At 73.4% G+C, this 16,135-nt stretch carries 11 protein-coding genes and 1 pseudogene; 5 read left to right on the top strand and 7 right to left on the bottom strand.

What is annotated here, in order from left to right; all coding sequences use genetic code 11:
• Positions 1 to 30: 30 nt before the first annotated feature.
• Positions 31 to 1,173, bottom strand: a complete 1,143-nt coding sequence (locus tag G8D98_RS09560; protein ID WP_166102247.1) for a branched-chain amino acid ABC transporter substrate-binding protein — start codon at positions 1,171 to 1,173, stop codon at positions 31 to 33.
• Positions 1,174 to 1,527: 354 nt separating this feature from the next.
• Here G8D98_RS09560 and G8D98_RS09555 point away from each other — a divergent pair.
• A pseudogene (locus G8D98_RS09555) lies at positions 1,528 to 2,709 on the top strand (MFS transporter); the annotation flags it as partial.
• A gap of 29 nt (positions 2,710 to 2,738) precedes the next feature.
• On the opposite strand, the gene yczE reads toward G8D98_RS09555, so the two are convergent.
• Positions 2,739 to 3,563, bottom strand: a complete 825-nt coding sequence (gene yczE, locus G8D98_RS15490; protein ID WP_308788810.1) for a membrane protein YczE — start codon at positions 3,561 to 3,563, stop codon at positions 2,739 to 2,741.
• Between the two features lie 62 nt (positions 3,564 to 3,625).
• Between yczE and yczR the strand changes: the two genes are divergently transcribed.
• Positions 3,626 to 5,089, top strand: coding sequence for a MocR-like transcription factor YczR (gene yczR, locus G8D98_RS09545; protein ID WP_166102244.1), 1,464 nt, complete (start codon positions 3,626 to 3,628; stop codon positions 5,087 to 5,089).
• 32 nt (positions 5,090 to 5,121) lie between these two features.
• Entirely contained in the window at positions 5,122 to 6,072 is a 951-nt protein-coding gene (locus G8D98_RS09540; RefSeq protein WP_166102242.1) for an acyl-CoA thioesterase, read from the top strand.
• Positions 6,073 to 6,122: 50 nt separating this feature from the next.
• Here G8D98_RS09540 and treZ read toward each other — a convergent pair whose 3' ends face one another.
• The 5 genes from treZ to G8D98_RS09515 all read right to left on the bottom strand — a co-directional run bounded on the left by treZ (position 6,123) and on the right by G8D98_RS09515 (position 14,601).
• Positions 6,123 to 7,856 (bottom strand): malto-oligosyltrehalose trehalohydrolase, encoded by a 1,734-nt coding sequence (gene treZ / locus G8D98_RS09535; protein ID WP_338089126.1) that lies wholly within the window; start codon positions 7,854 to 7,856, stop codon positions 6,123 to 6,125.
• Between the two features lie 233 nt (positions 7,857 to 8,089).
• The gene (gene treY / locus G8D98_RS09530) at positions 8,090 to 10,672 is read right to left on the bottom strand and encodes a malto-oligosyltrehalose synthase (protein WP_166102210.1); all 2,583 of its coding nucleotides are present in this window, start codon (positions 10,670 to 10,672) and stop codon (positions 8,090 to 8,092) included.
• 4 nt (positions 10,673 to 10,676) lie between these two features.
• Entirely contained in the window at positions 10,677 to 12,827 is a 2,151-nt protein-coding gene (gene glgX, locus G8D98_RS09525; RefSeq protein ID WP_166102208.1) for a glycogen debranching protein GlgX, read from the bottom strand.
• A gap of 119 nt (positions 12,828 to 12,946) precedes the next feature.
• A complete protein-coding gene (locus G8D98_RS09520) occupies positions 12,947 to 13,459 on the bottom strand; it encodes a nitroreductase family deazaflavin-dependent oxidoreductase (RefSeq protein WP_205859754.1) in 513 nt (170 codons plus the stop codon).
• On the bottom strand, positions 13,456 to 14,601 hold the full coding sequence (locus G8D98_RS09515; protein ID WP_166102205.1) for an acyl-CoA dehydrogenase family protein: 1,146 nt from the start codon (positions 14,599 to 14,601) through the stop codon (positions 13,456 to 13,458). Before G8D98_RS09515 ends, G8D98_RS09520 begins: the two co-directional genes overlap by 4 nt.
• An 81-nt stretch (positions 14,602 to 14,682) precedes the next feature.
• Between G8D98_RS09515 and G8D98_RS09510 the strand changes: the two genes are divergently transcribed.
• Positions 14,683 to 15,351 carry a TetR/AcrR family transcriptional regulator gene (locus tag G8D98_RS09510; RefSeq protein WP_229661753.1) on the top strand — a complete coding sequence of 223 codons (669 nt, stop codon included), beginning with the start codon at positions 14,683 to 14,685 and terminating at the stop codon, positions 15,349 to 15,351.
• A gap of 55 nt (positions 15,352 to 15,406) precedes the next feature.
• A complete protein-coding gene (locus tag G8D98_RS09505) occupies positions 15,407 to 16,129 on the top strand; it encodes a class I SAM-dependent methyltransferase (protein WP_166102203.1) in 723 nt (240 codons plus the stop codon).
• Positions 16,130 to 16,135: the final 6 nt, after the last annotated feature.

The raw sequence follows: 16,135 nt of genomic DNA, 5'->3' as shown, positions 1-16,135 counted from the left end.
GTCGACGGTTGACGGTTCGGAGCCGGCCGGTCACTCGATGGCGGTCGGGTTCTCCGTGTCGAGCTCGCCGTCCTTGACCATGTAGGCGTAGATCGTCGAGGTCTCGATGTCGCCCTTGTCGTCGAACGAGATCGGGCCGCTCACGCCGTCACCGCTGTAGGAGCCGATGAAGTCGTTGATGTCCTTCGGCTCGGTGTTGCCCGCCTTGAGCGCCTCGAGGAAGATGTTGGCCGCGTCGTAGGACTGGGTCGTGTACAGGCCCGCCTCGCTGCCGGTGTCGTCCTTGACCTTGGCGGCGAAGTCCTCGGGCGCCGGGGCTGCCGGGGCCGAGAGCACCGCCCCGTTGCCGGCCTGGCCGGCGACCTTGACGAACGCCGGGTCCTCGGCGCCGTCACCGGACATGAAGGTGCCCCTCCAGCCCGCCTGGCGCAGCTGCTTCACGAGCAGGCCGGCCTCGGTGTAGTACCCGCCGTAGAAGACGGCGTCGGACTTGGCGGCGGTGACCTTGGTGACCGTCGCGGACATGTCGGTCTGGCCCACCTGGATCTCGTCGTAGCCGACGGCGGTGTCGCCGAGGGTGTCCTTGACGACCGTGGCCAGGCCCTTGGAGTAGTCCTGGGCGTCGTCGATGACGTAGACCTTGGAGGCGCCGACGGTGTCGGTGAGGTACTTCGCGTCCGCCGCGCCCTGGGCGTTGTCGTTGCCGATGACGCGGTGCCAGGTGGTCCAGCCCTGCTCGGTGATCGTGACGTTCGTCGCCGACGGGGAGATCGAGGGCAGGCCGGCCTCGAAGAAGGTCTTGCCGGTGGCCAGGGACTCACCGGAGAAGCCGGGGCCGACGAGCCCGATGATCGTGTCGTCGCCGACGATCTCGGTGGCGAGCGCGGGCGCCTTGTCGGGGCTGCCCTGGGAGTCGAACTTCTTCAGGCCGACCTCGCACTCCGCGTCCTCGTTGTACTCGTCGACGGCCAGCTGGATGCCGTTGGCCATGTTGACGCCGAGCGCGCCCGCGTCGCCGGTGAGGGCACCGAGGAAGGCGAGGTTCTGCTCGGTGCAGTCGCCGCCGCTGCTGCTGCCGTCACCGCTGGAGTCGTCGCTGCCGCAGGCGGTCAGTGCCAGGCCGGCCGCGAGCACGACGGCCCCGGCGCGCCAAACGCGGGTGGTGCGGTTCATCTGCCCTCCGAAGGATGGTACGAGTCGATCGGATGAGCAGCACTGCGCACCCGTGGTGGGCGGGAAACTAGCACGGCGACCGGCCGCGGCCGAAGGGGTCGAGGACTTTCGGGCCCGCGGCGTGACGAAGTTGTGACCAAGGGGGTCACCTGCTCACGGCGCCCGGCGTGACCCGCCGAGGGCGGCGACCTTCGGCGGGCCTGGGCTCGCCAGGACCCTCCGCCACCTGCGCCGACGCCGACCACCTAGCGTGGAGCGGTGACCCAGAAGACCCCCGAGCGCACCGAGCCGCGCGAGGACCGGCCCGACCCGCACCGCTGGCGCGTGCTCGGGGTGACCCTCGCCGTCGGGTTCATGGTCCTGCTCGACGTCACCATCGTCAACGTCGCCATCCCCTCGATGCGCGAGGGGCTGGACACCTCCACCGGCACCATCCAGTGGGTCGTCTCCGGCTACGCCCTCGCGCTCGGGCTGACCCTCGTCACGGGGGGCCGGCTCGGCGACACCTACGGACGCCGGCGGCTGATGGTCCTCGGCCTGAGCGGGTTCGTCCTCGCCAGCGCGACCGCGGGGCTCGCCCCGCACGTCCTCGTCCTCGTCGTCGCCCGGCTCGTCCAGGGCCTGGCGGCCGGGCTGCTCACGCCGCAGAGCTCGGGGCTGATCCAGTCGCTCTTCCGCGGACCCGAGCGGGGGACGGCGTTCGGGCTCTTCGGGCTGACCGTCTCGATCTCCTCGGCGATCGGACCGGTGCTCGGGGGGCTGCTCATCGCCGCCTTCGGCCACGAGCAGGGCTGGCGCTGGATCTTCCTGGTCAACGTGCCGATCGGGCTCGTGCTGCTCGTCGCCATCGCGCGCCTCGTCCCGGGCCGACCCGACGACGAGAGCGAGGTACGCCTCGACCTGCAGGGCTCGGCCCTGCTGGGGCTGACCGTCGTCGCCCTGCTCTACCCCGTCGTCAGCCTCGAGCGCGGGTCCGTCCTCCCCCTGCTCGGGCTGGTCCTCGTGCCGCCCCTGGCGTGGGCGTTCGTGCGCCGTGAGCGGGACCTGGTGCGCAGCGGCGGCTCGCCGCTGCTCGACATCGGTCTCCTGCGCCGCGTCCCGGGCTACGCGAGCGGGATCGCCGTCGGTGGGCTGTACTTCATGGGCTTCACCGGGGTCTTCCTCGTCCTCAGTGTCTTCCTCCAGGACGGCCTGGGGTTCTCACCGCTGCACGCCGGGCTGCTGCTCACCCCGTTCGCTCTCGGCTCGGCGGTGGCCGCGCCGCTCGCCGGCCGGCTCGTCAGCAGGGTCGGACGGGTCCTCACCGTCCTCGCGCTGTCGGTCATGCTCGTCGGCCTGCTCGGCATCGCCGTCGTCGTGCCGATGTTCGACGGCAGCGACCGGCTGTGGCTGGCCCTCGTCCTCCCCCTGCTCGTCGCGGGCTTCGGGGGCGGGGCGACGGTGTCGCCGAACATCACCCTCACCCTGGAGCGGGTACCGCCCCGGATGGGCGGCGCGGCCGGGGGTGCGCTACAGACCGCCCAGCGGATCGGTGCGGCCATCGGCGCGGCCCTCGTCATGACCGCCTACCAGCTCGTGCTGTCCTCGACCGACGCCCCGGGGACCGGCCTGCGCACCGCGCTGGGCACCTCGTTCGTCCTCGTCTCGGCGGCGCTCGCGGCGGCCGTCTGGTCCTGGCGTCGCGAACCGGACGCCGCCGAGCCCTCCTGAGGCCGGGACGGCGGCCGGACGCGCACGGTCAGCAGCGGCAGGAAGGCCTGGACCACCGGACCGATGAGCAGCGCGTAGACGAGGGTGCCCACCCCGACGACACCACCGAGCAACCAGCCGAGGAGCACGACGCCCACCTCCAGGCAGGAGCGCACCAGCCGGATCGAGCGGCCGGTGCGCCGGTGCAGGCCGGTCATCAGCCCGTCGCGCGGGCCAGGACCCAGCTGGCTGCCGATGTACAGGGCCCCGGCGATGCCGTTCCCGACGACGCCGACGAGCATCGTCGCCACCCGCCAGCCGATCGACTCGATCGGGGGGACCACCGAGAGGGTGGCGTCGGTCGCCAGCCCGATGACGACCGCATTGAGGACGGTCCCGAGGCCGGGCCACTGCCGCAGCGGGATCCACAGCAGGAGCACGACGAAGCTGCTCGCGATGACCATCTGCCCGTAGGACATCGGGATGTGCAGCGTCAGGCCGTAGGTGAGCACGCCCCAGGGCTCGAGCCCGAGGGTGGCCCGGAGCATCAGGGCCATCGTCACGCCGAACAGCCCCAGCCCGACGAGCAGCTGGACGATGCGGCGCACGAGGTGGCCCGCCCGCAGCTGCTGCACCGGTGTCATCGGGACGAGGTCGACGCGGCGGCGGGCCCCGCGGCGCACGAGCTGGAGCGGTGTCATGGGATCCATCGTCGGTGAAATTGGCACTTGAATCGAGGGCCAATCGTGGCACAGTGGCCCTCATGAGCGACACCTCGCCCGTCGTCGGAGCCCAGCGCACGGCCCGTCTCGTCGGTGACGTGTCGGCCAGTCGGCCGGTCTACCGGGCGGTGGCCGACGCCCTCCGGGTGGCCGTCGCCGACGGGCGCGTCCCGTTGGGCAGCCGACTCCCGAGCGAGCGCGAGCTGACCACCGCCCTCGGGGTGAGCCGGACGACCGTCAGCCGGGCGTACGACCTCCTGCGCGAGGGCGGGTACCTGGTGTCGCGCCGCGGTTCCGGCTCGGTGGTGACCCTGCCTGAGGGGTCACGGCATCGCGGCACCTCCAGCCTGTTCGGATCGGAGCCCCTCGAGGACGTCATCGACCTCACGTGCGCGGCCACCCGCGCACCCGTGGGCGTCGTCGAGGCCTACGAGAGGGCGGTGGCGGCCCTCCCCCGCTACCTGACCGGGGCGGGCTACCTCGCCCTCGGTGTGCCCGAGCTGCGCGAGGCGATCGCCGGCCGGTACACGGCCCGCGGCCTGCCGACGGGGCCCGAGGACGTCGTCGTCACCTCCGGCGCGCTGGCCGGGATCAGCCTCGTCACGAGCGCGCTCGTGGGCCACGGCGACCGGGTCGTCGTCGAGAACCCCGGCTACCCCAACACCCTCGACGTCCTGCGCCGGGCCGGCGCCCGTCTCGTGGCCCTCCCGGTGGACCCCGAGGGCTGGGACGTCGCGGAGTCGGTGGCCACCGTGCGGTCCGCGGCCGCCGGGGTCGCCGTCCTCGTCCCCGACTTCCAGAACCCCACGGCCGCACTGCTGTCCGACGAGGGCCGGGAGCGCCTCGCGGCCGCCCTGCGCCGCGCCGGCACGACCCCGGTCATCGACGAGACCATCGTCGAGATCGACCTCGAGGGCGGGTCGATGCCCCTCCCCTTCGCGGCTCATGCCCCGGGCGCCATCACCGTCGGGAGTGCGTCGAAGTCCCACTGGGGCGGCCTGCGCACCGGCTGGCTGCGCGCCCCCAACGGACGCGTCGCCCACCTCGTCGAGTCGCGCGCCTCGAGCAACCTCGGGCCCCCCGTCCTCGAGCAGCTCGTCCTCCTGGAGCTGATGCGCGCCGCCCCGGGCATCACCGAGGGCCGACGCGCCGATGTGCGTGGCGCCCGCTCGTCGCTCGTCGCCGCCCTGGCCGAGCACCTCCCCGACGTGTCGTTCACGCTCGGCCGTGGCGGCCTCTCCCTCTGGTGTCAGCTGCCCGCCGACCTCCCGTCGACGCGGCTGGCGGTGGCGGCCGAGGACCACGGCCTGCTCCTGGCCGCCGGGCCGCGCTTCGCCGTCGACGGCGGGCTCGACCGGTGGCTCCGGCTGCCCCACGTGCTGCCGGGCGGGGCGATGGCCGACGCCGTCGTGCGCCTCGCCCGGGCCGCCGAGCAGGTCCGGTCCGAGCGCGGTCGCATCGCACCGGCGCGGCGCTCCCGGCCGGGCGGCGCCCTCATCGCCTGAGCCCCGGCTCCCGGGTGGATATCGTGGCCCGCGTGACCGACCCCCACCCCGACCCGCTCACCGACCTCCTGCAGACCCTCGACCTGGACGAGCTGGGTTCGGCCCGGGTGAGCGTCCAGCCGCGCGCGGGCGAGGGCGACCTCGACATCGCCATCCCCGAGACGTTCGCCGAGGACGTCACCCTCTTCCGGGGCCGCAGCCAGCGCCAGCCGCACGGGCGCGTCTTCGGCGGCCAGGTGCTGGCCCAGGGGGTCCTCGCCTCGGGGCGCACCGTCACCGGCGTGGGCGAGACGCCACGCCGGCTGCACTCGCTGCACGCGTACTTCATGCGGCCGGGGGACGACACCCAGCCGATCACCTTCAGCGTCGAGCGGATGCGCGACGGGCGCTCGTTCTCGACCCGACGGGTGCACGCCATCCAGCACGGCAAGCCGATCCTGTCGATGAGCGCCTCCTTCCAGGCGCCCGACGCGGGGCTGGACCACCAGGACGCACCGCCCGCCGCGCCGCCTCCGCAGGAGGTGCGCTCCCTGCGGGAGGTGCTCGACGGCATCGACGACCCGCGGGCCCGGCACATCTCCCGGCGGGCGATCGAGCTGCGCCACGTCGAGGGCAACCTGTTCACCGGGCCTCCCGAGGAGGCGGTGGCCGCACAGCGGGTGTGGATGCGCGCCGTGGGGCGGCTGCCCGACGACCCGCTCGTCCACGACGCCGTCCTCGCCTACGCCTCGGACTACAGCCTGCTCGAGCCGATCCTGCGCCGGCACGGGGTCCCGTGGGCGACGCCCGGCCTGAAGATGGCCAGCCTCGACCACGCGATGTGGTTCCACCGCCCGGCCCGGGCCGACGAGTGGGTGCTCTACGCGCAGGAGTCGCCCTCGGCCCAGAGTGGCCGCGGTCTGGGCCTGGGGCGGATGTTCACCGCCGACGGCACGCTCGTGGCGACCGTGGCCCAGGAGGGCATGGTCCGCGTCCCCGGCTGAGCCTCACCGCCCCGGGGCTGCGGCGCCCGGCCGTGGTCGGGACCTGTGGCTCAGGGGTGCCCGTCGGGATGGACCGAGACGCCGCGCCGCCGGTGGGTGACGGCCTCGTCCGTGACGGCCACGGCGGCTGCGTCCCAGGCGAGCCATGGGATCCCCGCCCCGGCCAGGGGCACGCTCGCCCCGTCCTCACCGAGGGTGACGAGAACCGCATACTGCCGACCGCCGGTCGGCCGGTGCCGCAGGAGGAGCCAGCGGGCGGCCTCGTCGGCCTCGACCTCGACGTCGGCCAGGCGGGTCGCCCCCGTGCCGACGAGCCGGCGCCGGAGCGCGACGAGGTCGGTGTACCAGCGCAGCATCCGGGCGTGTGCCGGCTCCCCGAGCTCGGACCAGGGCAGGACCGAGCGGTCGCGGGTGGCCGGGTCCTGGGGGTCGGGCACCTCCTCGGCCGACCAGCCGTGGGACCCGAACTCGGCGCGTCTCCCCTCTCGGACGGCGTCGGCGAGCCAGTCCTCGGCGAAGCTCGTGAAGAACTGCCAGGGCGTCGAGGCGGCCCACTCCTCGCCCATGAAGAGCATCGGGGTCGTGGGCGCCAGGAGGTAGAGCGCCGCCCCGGCGGCCTGGAGCGCGGGGTCGGCGACGAGGGCGGAGATCCGCTCGCCGGTGGCCCGGTTGCCGACCTGGTCGTGGGTCTGGAGGTAGCCGAGGAGCCGTCGGGCGTCGAGGCCCTCGCGGTCGACCGGGGCGCCCCAGTCCCGCCCGCGGAACGAGGAGTGCGTGCCGTCGTGGAGGAAGCCCCGGGTGAGCACCTTCGCGAGCACGGCGAGGGGCCCCTGCTGCGGGCCGTCGGGCGCACCGGCGAAGTCGGCGTAGTAGCCCTGGGTCTCCCCCGTGAGCGCGACGTGCAGCGCGTGGTGGAGGTCGTCGTCCCACTGCGCCGTCATCCCCCGGCCGCCACTCGTCGTCGGCGTCACCATCATCGTGTCGTTGAGGTCGGACTCGGCGACGAGGTCGAGCGTGCGGCCGAGCTCGTGCGCCAGGGCCGCGACCTCGTCGGACAGCTCGGCGAGGTAGTGCCGCGGGGAGTCGTCCTTGAGCTCGTGGACGGCGTCGAGGCGCAGGGCGTCGACGTGGAAGTCGCGCAGCCAGCGCAGCGCGTTCTCGAGGAGGAAGCGCCGCACGACCCCGCAGCCGTCGTGGTCGAGGTTGACCGCGGGGCCCCAGGGCGTCTCGTGGGCCTGCGTGAAGTACGGGCCGTAGCGGGCGAGGTAGTTGCCGCTCGCCCCGAGATGGTTGTGGACGACGTCGAGGCACACGCCGAGGCCGCGCGCGTGGCAGGCATCGACGAAGGCCGCGAACGCGGCGGGGCCGCCGTAGGAGTCCTGGACGGCGTACAGGGCGACCCCGTCGTACCCCCAGCCGCGGTCGGTGGGGAAGGCAGCCACCGGCATGACCTCGACGACGTCGACCCCGAGCTCGACGAGGTGGTCCAGCCGCGCGGTGGCGGCCTCGAAGGTCCCCTCGGGGGTGAACGTGCCGACGTGCAGCTCGTAGAAGACGCCGCCGAGCGAACCGGCACCGCCGCGTGGGCCGCGCCATCCGTCGTCGCTCCACGCGAAGGCACCGGTGTCGACCGTGCGGCTCGGACCGTGGACGGTGCGGGGCTGCCAGGCGCTGCGCGGGTCGGGCAGAGCGGGCTCCTCGCCGTCGAGGACGAAGGCGTAGTCGACCGCCGCCACCCCCTCGGGAAGCGGCCACCGCCACCAGCCGTCCCCGGCCGCCTCCATCGCCTCCCGCCGTCTCCCATTCGACCAATAGGTCACGTCAGCGACGGGAGGGTGTGCCTCTCGTGACCTATTGGTCGAATCAGCGACAGGAGAGTGTGCCTCTCGTGACCTATTGGTCGAATCAGCGACAGGAGGGTGTGCTTCTCGTGACCTATTGGTCGAATCGGGGACGGGGGACCACTCGATGTCGACACGCTGCGGGTAGGGCGCCCAGACCCGGATCTCCGGTGTCGTCATGACGGGTACCCCGCCACCTCGTCGTCGGCCGGCTCGTCGGCCGCCGCGCCGGTCGTCTCCCCGTCGGTTGCCGCGCCGGTCGGCTGGCCGCCGGCCCCGTCGTCGGGCGCGGGCGGCGGGTCCTGGCGAGCAGGCCGCACGAGCAGCGCCACCGGGCGCTCGGCGAGCAGCTCGGCGAGCGCCAGCCCCTCGGCACCGACGGTGAGCACCCGGCCGGAGAGCACCTCGTGCCACTCACCCGGCGGCACCGCTACCCGCGCCGGCCCGAAGCCGCCGGCCTCGGCGAGCCGGCCCGCGGCCCGGGTGACGACGCTGACGGCACGCGGCCCCTCGGCGTCGCCCCGGGCGAAGGCGAGCGCGTGCCCGCTCTCGCAGCCCACCGGCGTGTACGTTGCCCCGTCGCCGACGAAGGCACCGGGGTGCTCGCGCCGCAGCCGCAGCGCCAGGGCGGTGAGCCGCATCTTGTCGTCGTCGAGGTCGAAGCACGGCTCGTCGTCGTCGACCCGGGCCAGCCGTTCGGCACGGTCGGCCCAGTCGACCGGGCGACGGTTGTCGGGGTCGACGAGCGCGAGCATCCCCAGCTCACACCCCTGGTAGACGTCGGGGACCCCGGGCATCGTCAGCTGGAGCAGCTTCTGGCCGAGGATGTTCGCCCGCACCGAGGCCTCGTGGGGCCCGGTCCACGCGTCGAGGTGCTCGTGCACCGCGAGGTCGCGCCCGAGAGCGCGCGCGAAGGCGACGATCTCCGCCTCGTACTCCGCGTCCCCGTCCACCCAGGCCGTGTGCACCTTGGCCTCGCGGACCGCCTTGAGCAGGTACTCCTCGAGCCGCGCCCCGCTGATCGGCCAGGTGCCGACGAGGGTCTGCCACACGAGGTACTCGGTCGGGAGGTCGACCCTCGGGGTGCGGTGCGGTGCGGCGAGCTCGCGCGCCTGCCCGAGCCACCGCTCCCACCCCGGGGCGTCCTCGGCGAGGACCATGAGCCGGGCGCGGGTGTCCTCCGAGCGCTTCGTGTCGTGGGTGGTCAGGGTGGTCATCGACGTGGGCCACTCGGCCTGCTGCCGCGTGCACCACGCATGGAAGCCGTCCACGTCGAGCGAGAGCGTGCGGGGGTCGCCGCCCACCTCGTTGGCGCCGGCGAGCCGGAACCACCGGTAGAAGGCGGTGTCCTCGATCCCCTTGGCCATGACCGGCCCGCAGGTCTGCTGGAAGCGCACCCGCAGCTCGTCGGCGGCCCGGCCGCTGTCGGTGGCCGCCTCCGGCAGCTCGCGGTCCAGGACGAGACGCACGACGAGGTCGAGGGCGTCGTGGTCGCTCGGGGCGAGCTGCCCCCGCGCTCGGGCGGCCGCGTCGTCGACGACGGCCGCCTGCTCGGGGTCGACCGCCCGGCCGGCCACGACGTAGGCCCGGTAGCGGTCCATGGCGACGAGCAGCGCCTCGAGCGCGCGGCGCAGCGCCGCCGCATCGGCGTCCGGGACGACGCGGCGCGCGAGGCGCATGAGCCGGTCGACCTCGGCAGCCTGGACGTCGTCGACGACGAGCCGCTTGGACTCGGCCACGACGGCGTCGAGGTCGACCAGGTCGGGCGCGGCCTGGGCCCACAGCCGGTCCAGGGTGCCACCGTCGTCGCTCGGGGTGAGGACCTGCTGGACGCGCAGCAGCGCGTCGTAGCCCGTCGTCCCCGCGCAGTGCCACGCGTCGGGCAGCTGCTCGCTCCCTTCGAGGATCTTCTCCACGACGACCCAGGCCCGGCCGGTGGCCTCGGCGAGGCGCTCGAGGTAGCCCCCGGGGTCGGCGAGCCCGTCGGGGTGGTCGATCCGGAAGCCGTCGACCGCGCCGTGCCCGTGGAGTGCGAGGAGCAGGGCGTGGGTCGCGGTGAAGACGACGGGATCCTCGACGCGGACGGCGACGAGCGAGGTGACGTCGAAGAAGCGCCGGTAGTTCAGCGCGTCGCCCTCGCGCCAGCTCGAGAGCCGGTAGGCCTGGGCGTCGACGACCTCGGCGAGCGGCAGCTGCTCGGTCCCGGGTGCCACGGGGAACTCGTGCTCGTAGTAGCGCAGGACGTGCTCGCTGCCGCTCGGCCCCCCGTCGTCGGCGAGCACGAGCTCGCCCCGGTCGATGACCTGCTCGAGGGTGCCGCCGAGCACCGGCATGAGGATGCGCTCGTCCTCGGCCAGCCAGTCGACGTCGAACCAGCCCGCGTACGGCGAGCGGGTCCCCTCGCGCAGGAGTGACCAGAACGGCGCGTTGAGGTGCTCGGGCGACGGGACGGCCATGTGGTTGGGGACCACGTCGACGACCACGCCGAGGTCGTGCTCGCGGCACGCCGCCACGAGCCGGTCGAAGGCCTCCCGGCCGCCGGCCTCCTCGCTGACGCGGGTGTGGTCGAGGACGTCGTAACCGTGCGTGGACCCGGGGGCCGCCTGGAGCACCGGGGAGAGGTAGACGTGCGAGACGCCGAGCGCGGCGAGGTAGGGCACCTGCGCCGCGGCGTCCTCGAAGGTGAAGCCGCCGTGGACCTGGAGGCGGTAGGTCGCCGTCGGGACGACGCGGGCGGGGCCGGGCCGGTGGAGCGCCACGGCCTCAGACCCTCGTCGCCCCGGCCGCGCCGGCCGCGGGGGTGGTCGTCTCCCGCGGGTTGCGCAGGACGATGACCGACCGCCCGGTCACCCGGATGCTCGAGCCGGCCTCGTGCCACTCGGGCTCGACGGCGGCCGCGGCCGTGTCGACCTCGGTGCACCAGGAGGCACCCCACTCCTGCGGCGGCAGGACGAAGTCGAGGTCGTCGCCGTCGGCGTTGAACAGGACGAGGAAGTCGTCGTCGAGGACCCGCCGGCCCCGCACATCCGGGCCGGGGATGGCGTCGCCGTTGAGGAAGACCGTCATCGCCCGGGCCGCGCCGTCGGACCAGTCCTCCTCGGTCATCGGCTCGCCCGAGGGGTGCAGCCACGCGATGTCGCCCATGTCGGACTCGCCGCCGTGGTCGGCGCTGCCCGCGAAGAAGCGGCGGCGCCGGAAGACCGGGTGCTCGTGCCGCAGCCGGGCGACGGCCGCGGTGAACGCGAACAGGTCGCGCTGCTCCTCGCCGAGGTCCCAGTCCATCCAGGAGACCTCGTTGTCCTGGCAGTACACGTTGTTGTTGCCGCCCTGGGTGCGGCCGATCTCGTCACCGTGGGCGACCATCGGCACCCCCTGGCTGAGCAGCAGGGTCGCGAGGAAGTTGCGCTGCTGACGCTGGCGGAGCGCGTTGACCTCGGGGTCGTCGGTCGGGCCCTCGACGCCGCAGTTCCACGAGCGGTTGTGCGACTCGCCGTCCTGGCCGTTCTCGCCGTTGGCCTCGTTGTGCTTCTCGTTGTAGGAGACCAGGTCCCGCAACGTGAAGCCGTCGTGGGCGGTGACGAAGTTGATCGAGGCGATGGGCTTGCGGCCGCTGTGCTCGTAGAGGTCGCTGCTGCCGGTGAGCCGGGAGGCGAACTCCCCGAGCGTCCTCGGCTCGCCCCGCCAGAAGTCCCGCACGGTGTCGCGGTACTTGCCGTTCCACTCGGTCCACAGCGGGGGGAACCCGCCGACCTGGTAGCCGCCCTCGCCGATGTCCCAGGGCTCGGCGATGAGCTTGACCTGGGAGATCACCGGGTCCTGCTGGATGAGGTCGAAGAAGGCGGAGAGCTTGTCGACCTCGTGGAACTGCCGGGCAAGGGTCGCCGCGAGGTCGAAGCGGAAACCGTCGACGTGCATCTCGGTGACCCAGTACCGCAGGCTGTCCATGATGAGCTGGAGGACGTGCGGGTTGCGCATGAGCAGGCTGTTGCCCGTGCCCGTCGTGTCGTAGTAGTGCTCCTTGGCGTCGTCGACGAGCCGGTAGTACGCGGCGTTGTCGATGCCCCGGAAGCAGATCGTCGGGCCGAGCTCGTTGCCCTCGGCCGTGTGGTTGTACACGACGTCGAGGATGACCTCGATGTTCGCCTCGTGGAGGGCCTTGACCATCGCCTTGAACTCGCTGACCTGCTCGCCGCGGTCGGCGCTCGCGTAGCCGTTGTGCGGCGCGAGGAACCCGATGGTGTTGTAGCCCCAGTAGTTCGACAGCCCCTTGGCCTGCAGCGAGGTGTCCTGGACGAACTGGTGCACGGGCATCAGCTCGATGGCGGTGACCCCGAGCTCGGTGAGGTGCTCGACGATGGCCGGGTGGGCCAGCGCCCCGTACGTGCCGCGGATGTCCTCGGGGATCTCCGGGTGGGTCATCGTCATCCCGCGCACGTGGGCCTCGTAGATGACGCTCTCGTGGTACTCGTGCCGCGGCGGCCGGTCGTGGCCCCAGTCGAAGTAGGGGTTGGTGACCACACCGAGCATCGTCTTGCCCAGGCTGTCCTCGGTGTTGCGTTCGGTGGGGTCCTCGAACCGGTAGCTGAAGAGCGCCTGGTCGTTGGTGACCTGGCCCTCGACGGCCTTGGCGTACGGGTCGAGGAGGAGCTTGCTCGGGTCGCAGCGGTGGCCGTTCTCCGGGTCGTAGGGGCCGTGGACGCGGTAGCCGTAACGCTGCCCCGGCTGCATCCCGTAGACGTACCCGTGCCAGACGAACCCGTCGGTCTCGGGCAGCTCGAGCCGGGTCTCGGCGCCGTCGTCGTCGACGAGGCACAGCTCGACCCGCTCGGCCACCTCGCTGAACAGGGCGAAGTTGACGCCGCTGCCGTCGTAGGTGGCGCCGAGGGGGTACGCCGTACCGGGCCAGATCTCCACTGAACACCTTCCCTGGGGCTGTCGTCGCAGGCCAGCGACGCTGCCGGCACCGCGGGCAGCACCCGCGGGATGCCCAACCTACCTGCCGCGACGCAGCGGGACGGCGCCGGCAGCCCGCCTCAGGGTCGGGAGGCTGCCGGGGTGAGGCGGACCATCGGCAGCTCGGCGGCGAGCCGGCGCCGGTCGGCGTCGCTGCCCGTGTACCGCCAGCCGACGAGGGCGCCGAGCGCCCGGCGCACGAGCGGGCCCGCCAGCCGGTTGCGCCCCTCGTAGCGGCGCAGGACGGCGACGGCCTCCTCGAGCGGCAGCACCTGATGGTCCGCGAGCCGTGGGCCGCGGCCGAGGTCGACCGCCACCGGACCGCCCGCGGTGACGTTGCGGAACCAGTCTGCGGAGCGCCCGAAGCCCGAGACGACGGTGACCGCACCGGTCACCGGGTCGTGCTCGACGACCTCGAGCACGACGTGCCGGCTGCGCCCCGTGCGCCGCCCGGTGTGGGTCAGCCGCAGGAATCGGTGGCCGAGCAGCCGGCCGAGCCCCCGGTCGTAGAGGCCGTTGGGGAGGCGGAAGGCGGTGGCCAGCCACGGCGGGGCCGTGCGCCGCCGCGTCGAGGGCGTCCCGGTGGTGCTCACAGGCCGAGATCCCGGCCGATGAGCTCCTTCATGATCTCGTTCGACCCCGCCCAGATCTTCGAGACCCGGGCGTCCCGCCAGGCCCGGGCCACCCGGTACTCGTTCATGAACCCGTAGCCGCCGTGCAGCTGGACGCACGCGTCGAGCACCTGGTTCTGCACCTCGGCGCTGAACCACTTCGCCTTGGCGGCGTCGACCGGGGTCAACCTGCCCGCGGCGTGCGCGGCCACGCAGTCGTCGACGTAGGCCTGGGTGACCTCGAGGCGGGTCAGCAGCTCGGCCATCGTGAACTTGTTGTACTGGAAGGCGCCGACCGGCTGGCCGAAGGCCTTGCGCTCCTTGGTGTACTCGACCGTCTCCCGGAAGATCTGGAAGGCGTGCGCGGTGTTCGCGACCGCCGCCCCGATGCGCTCCTGCGGAAGGCGCTGCATCATCGCGACGAAGCCCATCCCCTCCTCGCCGAGCCGGTTGGCGTCCGGCACGCGGACGTCCTCGAAGAACAGCTCGGAGGTGTCGGCCTCCTCCTGGCCGACCTTGTCCAGCTTGCGCCCGCGGGTGAAGCCGGGCATGCCGGCCTCGACGACGAAGAGGGTGATGCCCTTGGCGCCCTTGCTCGGGTCGGTGCGGGCCGCGACGATGACGAGGTCGGCCTGGTAGCCGTTGGTGATGAAGGTCTTGGACCCGTTGAGCACCCAGTCCTCGCCGTCGCGGACCGCGGTGGTCTTCAGCGCGGCCAGGTCCGAGCCGCCGGAGGGCTCGGTCATGGCGATCGCCGCGATCAGCTCGCCCTGGGCCATCCCGGGCAGCCAGCGGCGCTTCTGCTCCTCGGTGCCGAGGTCGACGATGTAGGGCGGGCAGACGTCGGAGTGGATGCCGAAGCAGGAGGAGACCGCGAAGTTGAAGCCGGCGATCACCTCGGCGGCGACGGCGTTGAACCGGTAGTCCTCCGCGCCGGCGCCCCCGTACTCCTCGGGGATGTCGAGGCCGAACAGGCCGACCGCCCCCGCCTCCTTCCAGATGTCGCGCTCGACCGACTTCACCTGGAGCATCTGCTCGGCGCGCGGGCGCAGGGTGCGCTCGACGAACTCCTGGACGGAGGCGCGGAAGTCCTCGTGCTCGGCGTCGTAGACGTTGCGGGGCATGGTGCTCCTGACCGGTCGGGCGGCGTGCCCGTGGCCCGCCACCATTGAGTAAGCGCTTGCTTAGTGTGTCGAGGATGGGGCATGCTGTCAACCGTGCCGAGCACGCCACCGCTCACCGAGACCGCCGTCCTCGCCGCACTCGCCCCCGAGGGGGGCCGGGCCGGCGGGCCGCTCGACATGCCGGACACCGCGACCCGGATCATGCTCGCGGCCGCGGACGCGTTCGCCGAGCACGGCTTCCCCGCGACGACCACCCGCGACATCGCCTCGCGCGCCGGGCTCTCCCCCGCCGGGGTGTACGTCCACTTCGCCTCCAAGGAGGTCCTGCTCTTCGAGATCAGCCGGCGCGGGCACGCGCGGGCGCGCGACCTGCTCGTCGCCGCGGCCGAGGAGGCGCCCTCCCCGACGGCGGCGCTGCGTGCCCTCGTCGGCGGCTTCTCCCGCTGGCACGCCGAGCACTTCCAGCTCGGGCGGATCGTGCAGTTCGAGTTCCGGCACCTCTCGGGTGAGCACCGGGCCGAGGTCATCGGGCTGCGCAAGGACATCGACCGGGTCCTCGCCGACGTGCTGCGCGACGGGGTGCGCACCGGCGAGCTGGACGTCGAGGACGTCCAGACCACGGCGCTGGCGCTGATGTCGATGGCGATCGACGTCGCCCGCTGGTACGTGCCCGGGGGGCGGCGCACCCCGGAGTCCATCGAGCGCACCTACGGCGACCTCGCCGTCCGGCTGGCCCGCGGCGCCGGCTGACGCCCGTGGCCGGGCCCCGGTCGGGCACGGGCGCTGCCGACAGTAGCCTGAGCCGGTGACTGCCCCCGGCCACGGTGGATCCCCGTCGATCGCGGCGCCCGACTACTGGTGGTACCGCGCCCGCGCCGACCTGCTCGAGACCGCGCTGCGCGACCTCGTCGAGGGCGCCGGCACCGCCCTCGACCTCGGCAGCGCCGACGGGCCGAGCGCGGGCTGGTTCCGACAGGCGGCGGCGCGCGTGGTCTCCCTCGACATCGACCCGCGAGGGCTCGGCGCCGACGGCGTGTGCGCCTCGGCCCTCGCCCTGCCCTTCGCGGACCACACCTTCGAGGCGGTCGCCGCCTTCGACGTCATCGAGCACTGCGCCCCGGAGGCCGAGGCCCTGGCCGAGGTGCGCCGGGTGCTGCGGCCGGGGGGGCGCTTCCTGATGTCGGTCCCGGCCTACGCGTGGGCGTGGACCGACTTCGACGTCGCCAACGGCCACCACCGCCGCTACACCCGTGCTCGGGCGGTGGCCGCGCTCGAGCGCGCCGGCTTCACGGTGGAGAGGGCCACCTACGGCTTCACGACCGTCTTCCCGTTCTTCGTCGCCGAACGGGCCGCGCGCCGGCTCTCCCGGCGGCCCGACGGTCCGCACGACATCGTCGAGGTCCCCCAGGTGCCCCGCCCGGTCAACGCGGCGCTGCGCGGCCTGTGCGGCCTGGACCGGATGCTGCTCGCCCGCACCGACCTGCCCTTCGGCTCCTCGGTGTTCGTCGGCGCCACCCGCGCCGGCTGACCCTCC

The sequence above is a fragment of the Phycicoccus endophyticus genome, assembly GCF_011326735.1.
GTDB lineage: Bacteria > Actinomycetota > Actinomycetes > Actinomycetales > Dermatophilaceae > Phycicoccus > Phycicoccus endophyticus.
The sequence above is the reverse complement of the archived record's forward strand: the minus strand, read 5'-3'. Positions and strand labels throughout refer to the sequence as shown.